15 protein-coding genes and 1 pseudogene are annotated in these 17,106 nt (G+C 62.2%); 14 read left to right on the forward strand and 2 right to left on the reverse strand.

Annotated features, from left to right (window positions below; all coding sequences use genetic code 11):
* Positions 1–97 precede the first annotated feature (97 nt).
* The 3 genes from NKH21_RS16140 to trmB all read left to right on the forward strand — a co-directional run bounded on the left by NKH21_RS16140 (position 98) and on the right by trmB (position 2,849).
* The gene (locus NKH21_RS16140; protein WP_352664277.1) at positions 98–517 is read left to right on the forward strand and encodes a helix-turn-helix domain-containing protein; all 420 of its coding nucleotides are present in this window, start codon (positions 98–100) and stop codon (positions 515–517) included.
* Between the two features lie 329 nt (positions 518–846).
* Positions 847–2,136: a methionine adenosyltransferase gene (gene metK, locus NKH21_RS16145; protein ID WP_352866173.1), complete on the forward strand. Its 1,290-nt coding sequence runs from the start codon at positions 847–849 to the stop codon at positions 2,134–2,136.
* Positions 2,137–2,147: 11 nt separating this feature from the next.
* Positions 2,148–2,849: a tRNA (guanine(46)-N(7))-methyltransferase TrmB gene (gene trmB / locus NKH21_RS16150; protein WP_352866175.1), complete on the forward strand. Its 702-nt coding sequence runs from the start codon at positions 2,148–2,150 to the stop codon at positions 2,847–2,849.
* A 60-nt stretch (positions 2,850–2,909) separates the two neighbouring features.
* Here the strand turns inward: trmB and NKH21_RS16155 are convergent, their stop codons facing one another.
* Positions 2,910–3,074 carry a hypothetical protein gene (locus NKH21_RS16155; RefSeq protein ID WP_352866177.1) on the reverse strand — a complete coding sequence of 55 codons (165 nt, stop codon included), beginning with the start codon at positions 3,072–3,074 and terminating at the stop codon, positions 2,910–2,912.
* A gap of 282 nt (positions 3,075–3,356) precedes the next feature.
* Between NKH21_RS16155 and rimP the strand changes: the two genes are divergently transcribed.
* The 11 genes and pseudogenes from rimP to NKH21_RS16210 all read left to right on the forward strand — a co-directional run bounded on the left by rimP (position 3,357) and on the right by NKH21_RS16210 (position 16,249).
* Complete coding sequence (rimP, locus tag NKH21_RS16160; protein WP_023719564.1) at positions 3,357–3,989, forward strand: ribosome maturation factor RimP; 633 nt, start codon at positions 3,357–3,359, stop codon at positions 3,987–3,989.
* Positions 3,990–4,036: 47 nt separating this feature from the next.
* Positions 4,037–5,632, forward strand: a complete 1,596-nt coding sequence (nusA, locus tag NKH21_RS16165; RefSeq protein ID WP_352686820.1) for a transcription termination factor NusA — start codon at positions 4,037–4,039, stop codon at positions 5,630–5,632.
* 38 nt (positions 5,633–5,670) lie between these two features.
* A complete protein-coding gene (locus tag NKH21_RS16170) occupies positions 5,671–6,321 on the forward strand; it encodes an RNA-binding protein (RefSeq protein ID WP_352488163.1) in 651 nt (216 codons plus the stop codon).
* Entirely contained in the window at positions 6,318–8,885 is a 2,568-nt protein-coding gene (gene infB, locus NKH21_RS16175; protein WP_352664270.1) for a translation initiation factor IF-2, read from the forward strand. Before NKH21_RS16170 ends, infB begins: the two co-directional genes overlap by 4 nt.
* 16 nt (positions 8,886–8,901) lie before the next feature.
* Positions 8,902–9,474, forward strand: a complete 573-nt coding sequence (locus NKH21_RS16180) for a YcxB family protein (protein ID WP_352866267.1) — start codon at positions 8,902–8,904, stop codon at positions 9,472–9,474.
* 48 nt (positions 9,475–9,522) lie between these two features.
* Positions 9,523–9,945 (forward strand): 30S ribosome-binding factor RbfA, encoded by a 423-nt coding sequence (rbfA, locus tag NKH21_RS16185; RefSeq protein ID WP_352866180.1) that lies wholly within the window; start codon positions 9,523–9,525, stop codon positions 9,943–9,945.
* Positions 9,945–10,904: a tRNA pseudouridine(55) synthase TruB gene (gene truB, locus NKH21_RS16190; protein WP_352866183.1), complete on the forward strand. Its 960-nt coding sequence runs from the start codon at positions 9,945–9,947 to the stop codon at positions 10,902–10,904. The genes rbfA and truB overlap by 1 nt, the downstream gene beginning before the upstream one ends.
* A 146-nt stretch (positions 10,905–11,050) precedes the next feature.
* Positions 11,051–12,144: pseudogene (gene corA / locus NKH21_RS16195) on the forward strand (magnesium/cobalt transporter CorA).
* A gap of 140 nt (positions 12,145–12,284) precedes the next feature.
* Positions 12,285–12,596 (forward strand): 30S ribosomal protein S15, encoded by a 312-nt coding sequence (gene rpsO / locus NKH21_RS16200; protein ID WP_352866269.1) that lies wholly within the window; start codon positions 12,285–12,287, stop codon positions 12,594–12,596.
* 407 nt (positions 12,597–13,003) lie between these two features.
* Positions 13,004–15,151, forward strand: coding sequence for a polyribonucleotide nucleotidyltransferase (gene pnp / locus NKH21_RS16205; RefSeq protein WP_292654001.1), 2,148 nt, complete (start codon positions 13,004–13,006; stop codon positions 15,149–15,151).
* 84 nt (positions 15,152–15,235) lie between these two features.
* A complete protein-coding gene (locus NKH21_RS16210; RefSeq protein ID WP_352866186.1) occupies positions 15,236–16,249 on the forward strand; it encodes a class I SAM-dependent methyltransferase in 1,014 nt (337 codons plus the stop codon).
* A gap of 36 nt (positions 16,250–16,285) precedes the next feature.
* On the opposite strand, the gene fabI is transcribed toward NKH21_RS16210, so the two are convergent.
* The gene (gene fabI / locus NKH21_RS16215) at positions 16,286–17,098 is read right to left on the reverse strand and encodes an enoyl-ACP reductase FabI (RefSeq protein WP_352664258.1); all 813 of its coding nucleotides are present in this window, start codon (positions 17,096–17,098) and stop codon (positions 16,286–16,288) included.
* Between the last annotated feature and the right edge of the window lie 8 nt (positions 17,099–17,106).

Here is a 17,106-nt window from a genome sequence, read left to right on the forward strand (position 1 = left end):
ATTTTCGAAGTCGATAAGGTCGTTCTGATGGGGCACGGGCCGCCGTCTTCGTTTGGGCAGCAAAATGGAAAAGCCGGAAAAATTCGGCGAGGAAAAAATGACAGAAGAAAACAAGAAAAAGCCGAATCCGATCGACATCCACGTCGGAAGCCGCATCCGGCTTCGCCGCAATATGCTGGGAATGAGCCAGGAAAAACTGGGCGAAAACCTCGGCATAACGTTCCAGCAGATCCAAAAGTACGAAAAGGGCACCAATCGCGTCGGCGCCAGCCGTCTGCAGGCAATCGCCTCCATACTCGGCGTGCCCGTCGCCTTCTTCTTCGAGGATGCGCCCGGTCAGGAGTCCGTGGGCACCCGTGGATTTGCCGAGGATGCGTCGATGACCTCCGCCGTCGAATTCTGCGGCAGCCCGGAAGGGCTCCAGCTGAACCGCGCCTTCGTCAAGATCGCCGACGTGAAAGTGCGCCGCAAGATCATCGAGCTTGTGAAGTCGCTCTCCGCCGGCGAGGTCGATTGACTGGCCCGTGAAGAGTTCAAAGAGGAAGAGGTCGTCGTAGCTGGGATGTAATTTCTCGCCGCTGCGCGTATCGAGGGATGTGTATTCCGCAGATACGCTAAAGCGCGGATCGATTTCGCTCGACACACTTCCTCGAAGCCGTTTTCCTCAGTCTGTTGGTGCGAGGGCTGATCGCAGTCCGCCCTGCCGCCGTCTCGGGATGCAAAGATAATAACGTCAAAATTCATGCCAGAACGGCTGCATGGCTTGACGAGCGGCGCCCGGCACCGTTAACAACTGGCGCGCCAAAATCGGCGGCCTGCCGATATTTTTTTCAAGAGGGGACACCCGTGACGCGGCACAATTACTTCTTCACCTCGGAATCCGTTGCCGAGGGCCATCCCGACAAGGTCTGCGACCGCATCTCCGACGAGATTGTCGATCTCGTCTATCGCGAAGCCAGAAAGACCGGCATGGACCCGTGGAAGGTCCGCGTTGCCTGCGAGACGCTTGCGACGACCAATCGTGTTGTCATCGCCGGCGAGGTGCGCGTCCCCGAGACGCTGCTCAAGAAGGACAAGGAGGGCAACGTCCTGAAGGATGCGGCCGGCCATCCGATTGTCAACCCAGCCAAGTTCAAGTCGGTCGCCCGCAAGGCAATCCGCGAAATCGGCTACGAGCAGGCCGGCTTCCACTGGAAGACGGCCAAGATCGAGGTCCTGCTGCACGGCCAGTCGCCGGATATCGGCCAAGGCGTCGACAACGCTTCCGACCGGCAAGGCGAGGAAGGAGCCGGCGACCAGGGCATCATGTTTGGGTATGCCTGCCGCGAAACCCCGGACCTGATGCCGGCGCCGATCTATTACAGCCACAAGATCCTCGAATTGCTGGCCACTGCGCGCCATGAAGGCAGCGGTGATGCCGGCAGGCTCGGGCCGGATGCCAAGAGCCAGGTCACCGTCCGCTATGTCGACGGCAAAGCGGCGGAAGTGACGCAGATCGTGCTGTCGACCCAGCATCTCGATGAGACGTGGGATTCGAAGAAGGTGCGCAACGTCGTCGAGCCCTATATCCGCGAAGCACTGGGCGATCTGAAGATCGCCGACAATTGCAACTGGTACATCAACCCAACCGGCAAGTTCGTCATCGGCGGGCCCGACGGCGACGCCGGCCTGACCGGCCGCAAGATCATCGTCGACACCTATGGTGGGGCTGCGCCCCATGGCGGCGGCGCCTTCTCCGGCAAGGACACCACCAAGGTCGATCGCTCGGCCGCCTATGCGGCGCGTTATCTCGCCAAGAACGTGGTTGCCGCAAAGCTCGCCGATCGCTGCACGATCCAGCTTTCCTATGCAATCGGCGTTGCCCAGCCGCTGTCGATCTACGTCGACCTGCACGGCACCGGCAAGGTCGACGAGGCAAAGCTCGAGCGTGCGCTGCGCACCGTGATGGACCTGTCGCCGTCCGGCATCCGCCGCCACCTCGATCTCAACAAGCCGATCTATGCCAAGACGTCGTCCTACGGCCATTTTGGCCGCAAGGCCGGCCGCGACGGATCCTTCTCCTGGGAGAAGACCGATCTCGCCAAGGCGCTCAAGGACGCTCTCGCCGAACCGGTCGCCGAAGCAGTCGCCGCCTAACCGCGGCGCCTATGGACCCGAAGGACCGGCCAAGCCGTGCGACCGAGGCATTTTTCGGTCGCCGGCGCGGCAAGACCATTCGACCACAGCAGGCGGCGGCGCTGGAGAGCGGTTTCGCCGCCTACAAGCTCGATCTGACGGTTGAACCGCCAGCCGATCTGCGCAGCCTTTTCGAAGCAGAAGTTTCGGCTGTCCAGCTCGAAATCGGTTTTGGCGGCGGCGAACATCTTCTGCACCGTGCCACGGCCAGCCAGGCGACCGGGTTTATCGGCGTCGAGCCCTTCGTCAACGGCATGGCCAAGATGATGATGGCGGTCCGGGAGCGGCCGCTTGCCAATCTGCGCGTCTATGACGACGACGCCACACGCCTGCTGGACTGGCTGCCGCAGGCTTCGCTTGACGGCATTGATCTTCTCTATCCGGATCCGTGGCCGAAGAAGAAGCACTGGAAGCGGCGCTTCGTCAGCCCGGTCAATCTCGACCGCTTCGCGCGTGTCCTGAAGCACGGCGGAAAGTTCCACTTTGCGTCCGACATCGACAGCTATGTGAACTGGACGCTCCTGCATTGCCGGGCGCACGGCGCCTTCACGTGGCAGGCAAGCGAAGCGGCCGACTGGCATCGGCCCTATGATGGCTGGCCGGGGACGCGCTATGAGGCCAAGGCCATTCGCGAAGGCCGCCGGCCCGCCTATCTCACCTTCGTGCGGAAATAAGCGGGAAATTAGAGCTGAGCACAAGGCGAGCGGGCCGAAGGCCCTCGGCGCTCACCTGGCTCAGAAGCGACGGATCTTGTCGAAGGCTGCCGGCTCCATCCCGAGATTGCGCAAATCATGCGCAAGCGGCTTGCGACCGTTTTCCACGGCTCGCGACGCTGCTACGGCGCTGCCGAACACGCAAAAGACATTGCCTATGGCTGAAAAAAATCGACGATCGTTCATGATGGTACCCTTTCGAGCGCAGCGAGCGCTCCAATTGTGCAATGCAACATAGATAGTCGTGCGCCGCCGGTGCTCAAAGGGGATCACTGCATGGGCGCCATGCATTTGGCGCAGCGCTGCGGACTCGGAGCCTTGCCGTCATGCAGGACGGGCTTGAAACGAGGACCATGATCGTCTATATCAGCTTCAAATTCTTGGTCGGTATGACGAAGAGTGGGTCCACCCGGTCCCGCTCTTTTTTATTACCTGCCGGCCAAATAGGAATCGAGCGACAGGGACCGAATGACAGTGACGGCAAGCGAAGGCGACGACCGCATCATCCGCGAAAGCGGCATCGATGCGCGCATCGCGCTGATCGTTCAGCCGGTACTGCGCGCCATTGGCTTCCGCTTGGTACGTGTGCACCTGTCGGGCCAGAACGGGCTGACGCTGCAGATCATGGCCGAGCGCGAGGACGGCACCATGACGGTCGAAGATTGTGAAGAGGTCAGCCGGGCGGTGTCGCCGGCTCTCGATGTCGATGATCCGATCGAGAAGGCTTATCATCTCGAAGTGTCGTCGCCGGGCATCGACCGGCCGCTGGTCCGCAAATCGGACTTTGCAGCCTGGACCGGCCACCTGGTGAAGATGGAAACATCGGTTCTCGTCGCCGACCGCAAGCGCTTCAAGGGCAAGATCGCCGAAAGCGACGCGGACGGTGTGCTGATCGAGCGCGACAAGGCCGCTTACGGCGAGGAGCCGACGGTGCGTGTTCCCTACGACGCGATTGCCGAAGCGCGGCTGGTCCTGACCGACGATCTTATCCGCGATGCGCTGTCGAAGGACAATCGGGCGCGCAAGGAAGCCAGGAAACGCCGCGGCGAACCCGAAGACGCACCAGAGGGTGCGGAAGACGAAACCGAACAGGAAATGTGATTGGGCTGCCGGCCGTAAAGGTCGGCAACAAGCTCGGGAGAAAGAAGATGGTTGTAAGCGCCAACAGGCTTGAACTGCTGCAGATCGCCGATGCGGTCGCGCGTGAAAAGTCGATCGACAAGTCGATCGTCATCGCCGCCATGGCCGATGCGATCCAGAAGGCCGCGCGCTCGCGCTACGGCCAGGAAACCAATATCCGGGCCGATATCAATCCGAATACCGGCGAGATGAAGCTGCAGCGGCTGATGGAAGTGGTCGAGAAGGTCGACGACTACGCGACCCAGATTGCCATTTCCTCGGCACGCGAGCGCAATCCGGATGCCCAGCTCGGCGATTTCATCGCCGAACAGCTGCCGCCGATGGATTTTGGCCGTATCGCCGCCCAGTCGGCCAAGCAGGTCATCGTGCAGAAGGTGCGCGAGGCCGAGCGCGACCGGCAATATGACGAATACAAGGACCGTATCGGCGAGATCGTCAACGGTACCGTCAAGCGCGTCGAATACGGTAACGTCATCGTCGATCTCGGCCGCGGCGAAGCGATCATCCGCCGCGACGAGCTGATTCCGCGCGAAAACTACAAATATGGTGATCGCGTCCGCGCCTATGTCTATGACGTGCGTCGCGAACAGCGCGGCCCGCAGATCTTCCTGTCGCGCACCCATCCGCAGTTCATGGCGAAGCTGTTCACGATGGAAGTGCCGGAAATCTACGACGGCATCATCGAGATCAAGTCGGTCGCCCGCGATCCCGGTTCGCGCGCCAAGATCGCTGTCATCTCGCGCGACAGCTCGATCGATCCGGTCGGCGCCTGCGTCGGCATGCGCGGCAGCCGCGTCCAGGCGGTCGTCGGTGAATTGCAGGGCGAGAAGATCGACATCATTCCGTGGTCGCCTTCGGCCGCGTCCTTCATCGTCAATGCGTTGCAGCCGGCGGAAGTCGCCAAGGTCGTGCTCGACGAGGATGCCGAGCGCATCGAGGTCGTCGTTCCCGACGATCAGCTGTCGCTGGCCATCGGCCGCCGTGGCCAAAACGTCCGTCTTGCCTCGCAGCTCACCGGCTGGGACATCGATATCCTGACGGAGCAGGAAGAGAGCGAACGCCGCCAGAAGGAATTCGTCGAACGGTCGTCGCTGTTCATGGAAGCCCTCGACGTCGACGAGATGGTCGGTCAGGTGCTCGCTTCCGAAGGCTTCACCAGCGTCGAGGAGGTCGCGTATGTCGACTCCGGTGAAATCGCGTCGATCGACGGCTTCGACGAGGACACGGCTTCGGAAATCCAGACCCGCGCCCGCGAATATCTGGAAAAGATCGAAGCCGAGCATGACGAGAAGCGCAAGGCGCTCGGCGTCAAGGACGAATTGCGCGAGATTCCCGGCATCACCACCGCAATGATGGTGACGCTCGGCGAGGACGGCGTGAAGACGATCGAGGATTTCGCCGGCTACGCCGCCGACGACCTGACCGGTTGGAAGGAACGCAAGGACGGCGAGACGAAGGTATTCCCGGGTGTGCTCGCCAACCACGGCGTGTCGCGCGCCGATGCCGAGCAGATGGTCTTGGCCGCTCGCCTGAAGGCTGGCTGGATCACCGAAGACGAGCTTGCCGCCGAGGGCGCGCCGGCTGACGAAACCGTCGGTGCGTGAGGTGAAACCGCATCGCACCGAACCCGCCCTTGGACGAGATGAACGATCGCACCTGCATCGTCACCCGCAGGCAAGCCGAACCGGATGAGCTGATCCGTTTCGTCGTCGGCCCGGATTCGGCCGTCGTTCCGGACATCAAGAGAAACCTGCCCGGCCGCGGTTGCTGGGTGACGGCCGACCGCCTACATATAGAAAAGGCAGCGGCCAAAAACCTGTTTGCCCGTGCTTTTAAGGCGCAGGTGACCGTGCCGGCCGATCTTGGTGGTATGGTCGACGCGCTGCTTTCCAGGTCCGCTTTGGGCATGCTTGGCCTGGCCCGCAAGGCGGGCGCCATAGCGCTCGGAGCGACCAAGGTCGAGAGCGCCGTGCGCGGCGGACTTGCACTTTTCGTGCTCCACGCGACCGAGGCTTCCGACGATGGCGTCCGCAAGATAAGCCAGGCGCGACGGGCAACCGTCCACCTCGGCGGGCCTGCGATCCGCGCTTACAAACTTTTCTCCGAGGCCGAGTTGAGCTTGGCATTGGGGGGTACAAATGTGATACATGCTGCCGTTCTCGCGGGAGACGCGGGCAGGGCGGTCCAGAAGCGCATGGTTGCGCTCGACCGATATCGGGGCGGTTCCCCGGACGATCTGGCAATGCTTGCGGCCGTTGCTGACGAAGATGATGCCGCAGAGGATATGGAATGAGCGATACGAAATCGGGCGACGACAAGACGCTGAGTGTTACGCCGAAGAAGACCTTGACGCTGAAGCGCCCCGGTATGGAGCAGGGCACTGTGCGCCAGAACTTCTCGCACGGCCGCACCAAGTCGGTGGTCGTCGAGACCAAGAAGCGCAAGTTCTCGCTGCCCGGCGACAAGCCGGAGCCGGCGGCAGCGCCTGTATCCGTCTTCACGCCGAAGCCGGTCGCGGCAGCGCCTGCTGTGCAGGAAGCTCCCAAGGCGCCGCCGCCTCCGCCGCCGGTCGAACGCGGCGGCATGGTGCTGAACGAGTTGTCGCGCCAGGAAATGGAAGCACGCCGCAGGGCTCTCGAGGGCTCGAAGGTCCGCGACGTCGAGGATCGCCAGCGCGCCATCGAGGAAGCCAAGCGCCGCAGCGAGGACGAAGAGCGCCGCCGCCGCGAGCGCGAGGAATCGGCTCGACGTCAGGCCGAGGAAGAGGCACGGCTGCAAGCCGAGGCCGAATCCCGCCGCCGTGCCGAGGAAGAGGCGCGCCGCCGTGCGCCGCTGGCCGCCGAACTGGCGACAGTGGATGACGAGGAAGAGGTCAAGCCGAAGCGGACCGGTGCCGGTGCACCAGTGCGCCGTCTGGTCACGCCCGAAGTGGCGCGTCCGGCCAAGCCGACCAAGGGCGAGGAAGACCGCCGCCGCGGCAAGCTGACGCTGAATTCGGCTCTTTCCGACGAGGATGCGCGCGCCCGCTCGCTCTCGTCGATGCGCCGCCGTCAGGAGAAATTCAAGCGCGCGTTGCATAACGAGCCACGCGAGAAAGTCATGCGTGAAGTGATCCTGCCCGAAACCATCACCATCCAGGAGCTGGCGCAGCGCATGTCCGAGCGCGCTGTCGACGTGGTCAAGTTCTTCATGAAGCAGGGCCAGATCCTGAAGCCTGGCGACGTGATCGACGCCGACACGGCCGAACTCGTCGCCACCGAATTTGGCCACACGGTCCGCCGCGTCGCCGAGTCCGACATCGAAGAGGGCTTGTTCAACATCGCCGATCGTCCCGAGGACCTGCAGCCGCGTCCGCCGGTGGTAACGATCATGGGCCATGTCGATCACGGCAAGACCTCGTTGCTCGATGCCATCCGCAATGCCAACGTCGTGTCCGGCGAAGCCGGCGGCATTACCCAGCATATCGGCGCTTATCAGGTCGAGAAGAACGGTCACAAGATCACCTTCATCGACACGCCCGGCCACGCCGCCTTCACCGCGATGCGTGCCCGCGGCGCCCAGGCGACCGATATCGCCATCCTCGTGGTGGCAGCCGACGACAGCGTCATGCCGCAGACGATCGAATCGATCAATCACGCCAAGGCGGCCGGCGTTCCGATCATCGTGGCGATCAACAAGATCGACAAGCATGACGCCGATCCGCAGAAGGTGCGTTCGGAACTGCTGCGCCACGAGGTGTTCGTCGAATCGATGGGCGGCGAGGTGCTGGATGTCGAGGTGTCGGCGACCAAGGGCATCAATCTCGACAAGTTGCTCGAAGCGATCCTGCTGCAGGCCGAAATCCTCGACCTGAAGGCCAATCCGGACCGCACCGCCGAAGGCGTTGTCATCGAAGCCCAGCTCGACAAGGGCCGCGGCCCAGTCGCTACCGTGCTGGTGCAGACCGGCACGCTGATGCCGGGCGACATTCTCGTCGCCGGCAACGAATGGGGCCGGGTACGCGCGCTCGTCAACGATCGCGGCGAGCAGGTCAAGGAAGCGCCGCCGGCAATGCCGGTGGAAGTCCTCGGTCTGCAAGGTACGCCGTTGGCCGGCGACCGTTTCGCCGTTGTCAACAACGAAGCCCGCGCCCGCGAGATCACCGAATATCGCCAGCGTCTGGCGCGTGAGAAGGCGGTGGCCAGGCATGCCGGCCAGCGCGGCTCGCTTGAACAGATGATGTCGCAGTTGCAGACCAGCGGATTGAAGGAATTCCCGCTGGTCATCAAGGGCGACGTGCAGGGCTCGATCGAAGCGATCAACGCGGCGCTCGACAATCTCGGAACCGACGAGGTGCGCGCCCGCATCGTCCATGCCGGGGCTGGCGGCATCACCGAAAGCGACGTGTCGCTGGCGGAAACCTCGGGGGCTGCGATCATCGGCTTCAACGTTCGCGCCAATGCGCAGGCCCGCGCGGCCGCGGCTGCGGCAGGCATCGAGATCCGCTACTATTCGATCATCTACAATCTGGTCGATGATGTGAAAGCGGCGCTCTCCGGCCTGCTCTCGCCGGAGCGTCGCGAGACCTTTATCGGCAATGCCGAGATCCTCGAGATCTTCGACATCACCAAGGTCGGCAAGATCGCCGGCTGCCGTGTCACCGAAGGCAAGGTCGAACGTGGTGCGGGCGTGCGCCTGATCCGCGACAATGTCGTCATCCACGAAGGCACGCTGAAGACCCTGAAGCGCTTCAAGGACGAGGTTTCGGAAGTTCCGGGAGGCCAGGAATGCGGCATGGCCTTCCAGAACTACGAGGACATGCGCGTCGGCGACGTCATCGAGTGCTTCCGCGTCGAGATGGTGACCAGGACGCTATAGAAGGTTCGGTTTGCCGATGGAGATTGGCTTCACGCCGAACTATGAGGAATCGATCATTGCGGGTCGCGCAGCGGCCCGCAATGCGTTTAGCTTTTGGCAGAGATACTGGTGCTGGCCTGTTTATCTGCTTCTGGGTCTAGCCATTGGCTGGTTCTTAGGCTGGTCGTGGGCCCATTGGGGCCGTTCTCTGGGCAGGGTGGGCGGACTCGCGGCTTCCGCATCGATAGCATTTTTACTCTATTTCGCAGGCGCCAAGCTCGTAATGAGGCTTGCCCGGCGTCTGGGTATTCGCTGGATAAGACAACGAAGAACTGAAACAGCGGTTGTTTTTTCCATCGAAGCAGACGGGTTGCAGTGGAAAAGCGCCCACAGCCTTATGAGATTGGGTTTTCCGGACATCGATCAGATATACGAGACGGAGAGACTAGTGGGGTTTGTTTCAGCTGGATCAGCACACTATGTGCCCAAACGCGCGTTCGGCTCATCTGACGAAAGTCGAACGTTTGTAAGAGATGTTTTCCAACGTCTCTCCGACGACGCAAAGCAGCGTTCACTCAAGCAAAACTCAATACGCGTTGTGGTATCCTGATAAGTCGGCGCATCAACCCGATCTCGGCGCGACAGTCTGGAAAGAAAAATGATAGCATCTACCAAAGGCCCCTCCCAGCGCATGCTGCGCGTCGGCGAGCAGGTGCGCCATGCGCTGTCCGAGACTTTGCAGCGCGGCGAGATCCTCGATCCGCTGATCGAGAATGCCGTGGTCTCGGTCTCCGAAGTGCGTATGTCGCCCGATCTGAAGATCGCCACCGCCTTCGTCTCGCCGCTCGGCGCCAAGGATGCCGGTGCGGTGGTCGAAGCGCTCAACAAGCATGCGAAGTTTGTTCGCGGCCGCGTCTCCGGCGCGCTGCGGCAGATGAAGTACATGCCGGAATTCCGCTTCCGGCTCGATACCAGCTACGACAATTTCCAGAAGATCAACGAATTGCTGCACTCGCCCGAAGTGGCGCGCGATCTCAGCGCCGACGACAAAGACAAAGACGACCGGAAGGACAGCGAATAGTGGCGCGTCGCGGCAAGAAGAAGGGCCGGCCGATCTCGGGCTGGCTGGTACTGGACAAGCCGGTCGGCATGGGCTCGACCGAAGCCGTCTCCAAGATCAAATGGCTGTTCCAGGCGGAGAAGGCCGGCCATGCCGGCACGCTCGACCCGCTGGCGTCCGGCATGCTGCCGATAGCACTTGGTGAAGCGACCAAGACCGTGCCTTACGTCCAGGACGGTGCCAAGGTCTACCGCTTCACGGTTGCCTGGGGCGAGGAGCGTTCGACCGACGACCTCGAAGGCCCGGCGACCAAAAGCTCGGATCGTCGTCCGGCTGAAGCCGACGTACGGGCGCTGCTTTCGAAATATACCGGCGTCATCATGCAGACGCCGCCGCAATTTTCGGCGATCAAGATCGCCGGCGAGCGCGCCTATGATCTTGCTCGCGATGGCGAGACGGTCGACATTCCGGCACGCGAGGTCGAGATCGGCCGGCTCGACGTGGTCGAGCACATGGCCGATCGCACCATCTTCGAGGTCGAATGCGGCAAGGGCACCTATGTCCGCTCGCTGGCGCGCGACATGGGCCGCGACCTCGGCTGCTTTGGTCACATCGCCGAGCTGCGGCGGGTCGAGGTCGAGCCGTTCACGCAGGACGATTTCGTCACCCTGGCCGAGCTGGAGGCCGCCCGCTTCGGCGAACAGAGCGGGGAAGGTTCGCTAGCAGCGGACGCGCCGATCGACTTCGGTGCCATCGATGCACTTCTGGTCGACACCGCGGCGGCGCTCGAATGCCTGCCGCAAGTCGCGATCAGCGATGATGCGGCAACCAAAATCCGCCTCGGTAATCCGGTCATCATTCGCGGCCGTGACGCGCCGGTAGAAGCTGAAGAGGCCTGCGCCACCGCGCGCGGCAAGCTGGTCGCCATCGGCGCCATCGAGCAAGGCATGTTCAAGCCAAAGCGGGTCTTTATCGGGTAACAGCTGTCTCTCGGCGCATGATCTCCAAACCGGATTCTATTTTGGGAAAGGATCATGCGCTAAATCAACAGGGCTACGGCGTCGTTTGCCGTCCGAAGGGATGCGCGGCGCTGTAGGGCCATCCGACGCTGCACTCGAGGGGGCATATGGCAAAGGCTGAGACGGGCAGGAAGCGGGCGGTGCTCAACACACGGCGGCCGCCGGTCGGGGCTTCGCCCGGCACGCTGATCGCCGACCCGGCGGCACGCCGCTCCGAGCTCAGGCTGACGTTGATCTCGCCCGAGAAGTTCAAGACCATCGACAATGCCAGCATCGACGACGTCGACACCCATTGCCACAATTGGCCGGTCATCTGGCTCGATTGCACAGGCCTCGCCAACATCCGGCTGATCGAGGAGATCGGCCGGATATTCAACCTGCATCCGCTGGCGCTGGAAGATGTCGTCAACACGGGCCAGCGGCCGAAGGTGGATTTCTTCGAGGACCATGCCTTTGTCGTCGTCAGGATGATCGACGATGTCACCGCGCATCGCTACGAACAGATCACCGTCTTCTTCGGCAAGAACTTCGTCGTCACCTTCCAGGAGCGCGAAGGCGACCCGTTCGATCCCGTGCGCAAGCGAATCGCAAGCTCGGTGCCCAACCGCTTGCGCTCGCGCGGCGCCGACTATCTCGCCTATGCTTTGATCGACGCCATCGTCGACAGCTATTTCCCGCCGATCGAGGCTGCCGGCGAATTGGTCGACAGCATCGAGGACCAGATGCTGAACCAGGCGCACAAGCACCAGATGCGGCAGCTTCACGAATTGCGGCGCGATGCCAATGTGCTGAAGGGCGTGCTTTGGCCGATGCGCGATGCGCTGGCGACCATGATCCGCAACGACGTGCCCTATGTGAAGGCCGAAACCAAGATATTTCTGAACGACACGCTCGATCATTCGCTGCGATTGATCGAACTGGTCGAAACCCAGCGCGACATGCTGACCGGCCTGATCGAGATGCACTTGTCGCTCAGCCAGGCGCGCACCAACGACGTCATCAGTTATCTGACGATCGTCTCGGTGATCTTCCTGCCGCTCACATTTCTCGTCGGCGTGTGGGGATGAATTTCGACCCCGACACCTCGCCCTGGAATATGCCGGAGCTAAAAGCCTATTACGGCTATCCCCTGTCGCTCGTCTTCATGCTGCTCGTTGCGGTCGGGCTCTACGCGTACTTCAAATGGAAGAAATGGCTCTGACCGAGCGGAAGTGCCCGTTTATGCAGCAAAAAGCCGGCTTGTGAATTGGGCTGGCCTTTTTGTCGGAATTGCACTATATGCGCCGCAGTTTCGCGCTTTGACGCGTTGCTTGCACCGGCCCCTGCTGGACGACATCCCGGCTGAGGGCGTCCCGTTTCCTCAAACACACAAGGAAAAACACGATGTCGATTACTGCCGAACGCAAGAAGGAATTGATGGGCGAATTCGCAACCGCCAAGGGCGACACCGGGTCTCCGGAAGTCCAGGTGGCTATCCTTTCCGAGCGCATCAAGAACCTGACCGACCATTTCAAGGACCACAAGAAGGATAACCATTCCCGCCGTGGTCTGCTCGCTCTCGTTTCCCAGCGCCGCAGCCTGCTTGATTATCTCAAGCGCAAGGACGACGCGCGCTATCAGACGCTGATCGAGAAGCTCGGTCTGCGCCGTTGACGAATTGACCGGCGGGTTCTTTCGAGAGCCCGCCGGTCGCGCATTGGAGCATCGGGTCATCCAAGGCTCCAATGAAGAAAGTAGAGCGCCGCGCATCGGTTTGGATGCGCAAAGGACGCTCTGAAGTTTAGATTTGCGCGGGATATTTTCCGAAAACCTGGTTTTCGGGTTCACGCGCAAGGCCAGTCGGATCGATTGGCCAACCGGTTTCGAAACAGCAGAGGGCCACTCGAAACCGCCCATGGACGGTCATGGGGCAGGATTGCAGGACGCTCGTGCGGCACCGCGCCGAATAAGCCGAGCCTCCCGTTGTCTTGCCCGTGGCTGCCCGAGAAAGGAAGCCAAGGGAAAGGGGCATCCGCGCACGCTGAAACGGCGCGGCCCTTTCCGCATACGAAGGACAAGACATGTTCAATTACCACAAAGTGGAAATCGAATGGGGCGGCCGTCCGCTCATTCTCGAAACCGGCAAGATCGCACGTCAGGCTGACGGCGCGGTGCTGGCCACCTATGGCGAAACCAAGGTTCTCGCCACCGTCGTCTCGATGAAAGAGCCGAAGCCCGGCCTCGACTTCTTTCCGCTGACGGTCAACTACCAGGAAAAGACTTACGCCGCCGGCAAGATCCCGGGTGGCTATTTCAAGCGTGAAGGCCGTCCGAGCGAGAAGGAAACACTGGTTTCCCGCCTGATCGACCGCCCGATCCGCCCGCTCTTCGCCGAGGGCTACAAGAACGACACCCAGATCGTCGTCACCGTCGTCCAGCACGATCTCGAAAATGACCCGGACATTCTGTCGATCGTCGCCACATCCGCCGCCTTGACCTTGTCCGGCGTGCCGTTCATGGGCCCGGTTGGCGGCGCCCGCGTCGGCTACATCAACGGCGAATACGTGCTCAACCCGCATGTCGACGAGATGCAGGAATCGAAGCTCGACCTGGTCGTCGCCGGCACCGCCGACGCCGTGCTGATGGTCGAGTCCGAAGCCAAGGAACTCGGCGAGGACCTGATGCTCGGCGCCGTCATGTTCGGCCACAGGGGCTTCCAGCCGGTGATCGACGCGATCATCAAGCTGGCCGAAGTCGCCGCCAAGGACCCGCGCGACTTCACCGCGCCGGACTATTCCGCACTTGAAGCCGAGATGCTGAAGATCGTCGAAGGCGAGCTTCGCGACGCCTACAAGATCACCGACAAGCAGAAGCGCTATGCCGCCGTCGACGCCGTCAAGGCGAAGGTCAAGGCCGCGTTCGCGCCGGCAGAAGGCGAAGAGGCCAAATACACGTCCGAACAGATCGGCACCGTGTTCAAGGAACTCCAGGCCAAGGTCGTGCGCTGGAACATCCTCGACACCGGCTCGCGCATCGACGGCCGCGACCTGAAGACGGTCCGCAAGATCGTCTCGGAAGTCGGCGTCCTGCCGCGCACGCACGGCTCGGCGTTGTTCACCCGCGGCGAGACCCAGGCGCTGGTCGTCGCCACGCTCGGCACCGGCGAGGACGAGCAGTATGTCGATTCGCTGACCGGCATGTACAAGGAGAAGTTCCTCCTGCACTACAACTTCCCTCCCTATTCGGTCGGTGAAACCGGCCGCATGGGTTCGCCGGGCCGCCGCGAAATCGGCCACGGCAAGCTCGCCTGGCGCGCCATCCGGCCGATGCTGCCGACCGCCGACCAGTTCCCCTATACGTTGCGCGTCGTTTCGGAGATCACCGAGTCCAACGGCTCGTCGTCGATGGCTACCGTCTGCGGCACCTCGCTGGCGCTGATGGACGCCGGCGTGCCGCTTGCCAAGCCGGTCGCCGGCATTGCGATGGGCCTGATCAAGGAAGGCGAGCGCTTCGCCGTGCTCTCCGACATCCTTGGCGACGAGGACCACCTCGGCGACATGGACTTCAAGGTTGCCGGCACCGCCTACGGCATCACCTCGCTGCAGATGGACATCAAGATCGAGGGCATCACCGAGGAGATCATGAAGATCGCGCTCGACCAGGCCAAGGATGGCCGTCAGCACATTCTCGGCGAAATGGCCCATGCGTTGTCCGGCGCACGTGCCGAGCTCGGCGAGTTCGCGCCGCGCATTGAGGTCATGCACATCCCGACCGACAAGATCCGCGACGTGATCGGCTCGGGTGGCAAGGTCATCCGCGAGATCGTCGAAAAGACCGGCGCCAAGATCAACATCGAGGACGACGGCACGGTCAAGATCGCTTCGGCCAATGCCAAGGAGATCGAGGCGGCGAAGAAATGGATACACACCATCGTCGCCGAGCCGGAAGTCGGTGAAATCTACGAAGGCACGGTCGTCAAGACCGCCGACTTCGGCGCTTTCGTCAATTTCTTCGGTCCGCGTGACGGCCTCGTCCACATCTCGCAGCTCGCTAATGACCGCGTCGCCAAGACCTCCGATGTGGTCAAGGAAGGCGACAAGGTCTGGGTCAAGCTGATGGGCTTCGACGAGCGCGGCAAGGTTCGCCTGTCGATGAAGGTCGTTGACCAGGCTACCGGCAAGGAAATCGTGCGCGACAAGAAGAGCGAAGGCGAAGAAAACGCCGCCTAAGCTGATCTAACTATGCAATCGAAGCGGGCGGGCCGGAAGGTCGCGCCCGTTTGCATTTCAACAACAGCCTTGCAGAGTAGGTGAATGTCCGCCGAGCCGCTGAAGACGCTTTTCCATCCATTCGAGGCCGGGGCTGTTTCCCTGCCAGGAAAGGATGAACGCATTCTCTTTCTCGGTGCCGAGCCCGGCTTTCGCTTGCCTGAAGGCTTTGATGCCAGGCTTCATCTCGTCCAAGGCTTCCGGCCGCATTTTCGCGCCTTGCAGGCATCCGGCTTCACGGTGACGCCGCAGGTCGAAGGCGAGACTTTCGACGCGGCATTTGTGCTCGCCGGCCGCCATCGCGGCCAAAACGAGTTGCGCGTCGCCGAAGCGGTCGAACGCGTGGCACCAGGCGGGTTGATCGTCGTCGCGGGCGGCAAGGACGATGGCATCGCCAGCCTGCGCAAGCATGTCGGCGCCCTTGTGCCGCTCGAAGGCCACCTGCCGAAGCATCACGGCATTGCTTTCTGGTTTCGCAGGCCGGCCGATACCATTGCCGCGGCAACGCTTCGCGCCGCCAATCCGGACTTGGTGGTCGAGGACCGCTTCCGCACGGCCCCAGGCATGTTTTCGTTCGACAAGATCGATGCGGGATCGACGCTGCTGGTCGAAAATCTGCCCAACGATCTGCGTGGCGGCGTTGCGGATTTCTGTGCCGGTTGGGGCTATGTCGCCGCCGAAGTCGCCGCCCGTTCACCCGGCATATCGGCGCTTGACCTTTACGAAGCGGATTGCGAAGCGCTGGAGGCGGCGAAGGCCAATGTCGGCAACACAGGCGTGGAGCCACGTTTCTTCTGGATAGATCTTTTGAGCGAACCGGTCGAGCGCCGCTACGATGTGGTCGTCATGAACCCACCCTTTCACCGCAGCCGGGCGACTGAGCCGGAAATCGGTGCCGGCATGATCCGCGCGGCAGGCAAGGCGCTGAAGCCGGGCGGCCGGCTGTTCATGGTGGCAAACCGTCAGCTTCCCTACGAACCGGTGCTGGCGGCTGCCTTCTCCAGCCATGCGGAGCTCGCCCGCGACGGCATGTTCAAGGTCTTCTCGGCGCGACGCTGAAATGCTGCGGGGTCAGCCGGCGATACGTCGCTCGCGCTATTCCCGCCCGCCGTCGGTCCGCTTCAACTCGTCAAGCGTCGGCATGGACACGATGTGATAGCCGGAATCGACATAGTGGATTTCGCCGGTGACGCCGGAGGACAGGTCGGACAGCAAATAAAGCGCGGAGCCGCCGACTTCGTCGATCGTCACTGTACGACGTAGCGGCGAGTTGCGCTGCTGATAGGAAAACATGTGGCGTGCGTCGGAAATCCCGGCGCCCGCAAGCGTCCGTACCGGTCCCGCCGATATGCCGTTCACCCTGATGCCGCGCGGGCCGTAGTCGTTGGCGAGATAGCGGACACTGGCCTCCAGCCCGGCCTTGGCGACGCCCATGACGTTGTAGTTCGGCATGACACGGACCGAACCGGCATAGGTCAGCGTGATCATCGAACCGCTATCCTTCATCAACGTGGCGGCGTGACGGGCGACCTCGGTGAAGGAGTAGCAGGAGATCACCATGGTGCGGATGAAGTTGTCGCGGCTGGTGTCGGCGTAGAGGCCTTTCAGCTCGTTCTTGTCGGAAAAGCCGATGGCATGGACGACGAAGTCCAGCCCGCCCCACGCCTTGCCAAGGGTCTCGAAGGTGGCAGCGACCGATGCGCTGTCCTCTACGTCGCAAGGCACGACCAGCGATGCGCCCAGTCTCTCGGCGAGAGGCTTGACCCGGCGCCCGAAGGCCTCACCCTGATAAGTGAAGGCGAGTTCCGCGCCATGTTCGGACAGTTTGCGGGCGATACCCCAGGCGATCGAATGATCGTTGGCGACACCCATGACAAGCCCGCGCTTGCCCTTCATCAATCCGTCCATGGTAGGCA

Origin of the sequence: Mesorhizobium sp. M1329 (assembly GCF_040318035.1) — a bacterium.
Classification (GTDB): domain Bacteria; phylum Pseudomonadota; class Alphaproteobacteria; order Rhizobiales; family Rhizobiaceae; genus Mesorhizobium.

What these genes read in the sequence shown, in the direction of transcription:
- NKH21_RS16140 (WP_352664277.1), top strand. Translation starts at nt 98, where the DNA reads ATGACAGAAGAAAACAAGAAAAAGCCGAATCCGATCGACATCCACGTC.
- trmB (WP_352866175.1), top strand. Translation starts at nt 2,148, where the DNA reads ATGGACCCGAAGGACCGGCCAAGCCGTGCGACCGAGGCATTTTTCGGT.
- NKH21_RS16155 (WP_352866177.1), bottom strand. Translation starts at nt 3,074, where the DNA reads ATGAACGATCGTCGATTTTTTTCAGCCATAGGCAATGTCTTTTGCGTG.
- rimP (WP_023719564.1), top strand. Translation starts at nt 3,357, where the DNA reads ATGACAGTGACGGCAAGCGAAGGCGACGACCGCATCATCCGCGAAAGC.
- nusA (WP_352686820.1), top strand. Translation starts at nt 4,037, where the DNA reads ATGGTTGTAAGCGCCAACAGGCTTGAACTGCTGCAGATCGCCGATGCG.
- NKH21_RS16170 (WP_352488163.1), top strand. Translation starts at nt 5,671, where the DNA reads ATGAACGATCGCACCTGCATCGTCACCCGCAGGCAAGCCGAACCGGAT.
- infB (WP_352664270.1), top strand. Translation starts at nt 6,318, where the DNA reads ATGAGCGATACGAAATCGGGCGACGACAAGACGCTGAGTGTTACGCCG.
- NKH21_RS16180 (WP_352866267.1), top strand. Translation starts at nt 8,902, where the DNA reads ATGGAGATTGGCTTCACGCCGAACTATGAGGAATCGATCATTGCGGGT.
- rbfA (WP_352866180.1), top strand. Translation starts at nt 9,523, where the DNA reads ATGATAGCATCTACCAAAGGCCCCTCCCAGCGCATGCTGCGCGTCGGC.
- pnp (WP_292654001.1), top strand. Translation starts at nt 13,004, where the DNA reads ATGTTCAATTACCACAAAGTGGAAATCGAATGGGGCGGCCGTCCGCTC.
- NKH21_RS16210 (WP_352866186.1), top strand. Translation starts at nt 15,236, where the DNA reads ATGTCCGCCGAGCCGCTGAAGACGCTTTTCCATCCATTCGAGGCCGGG.
- fabI (WP_352664258.1), bottom strand. Translation starts at nt 17,098, where the DNA reads ATGGACGGATTGATGAAGGGCAAGCGCGGGCTTGTCATGGGTGTCGCC.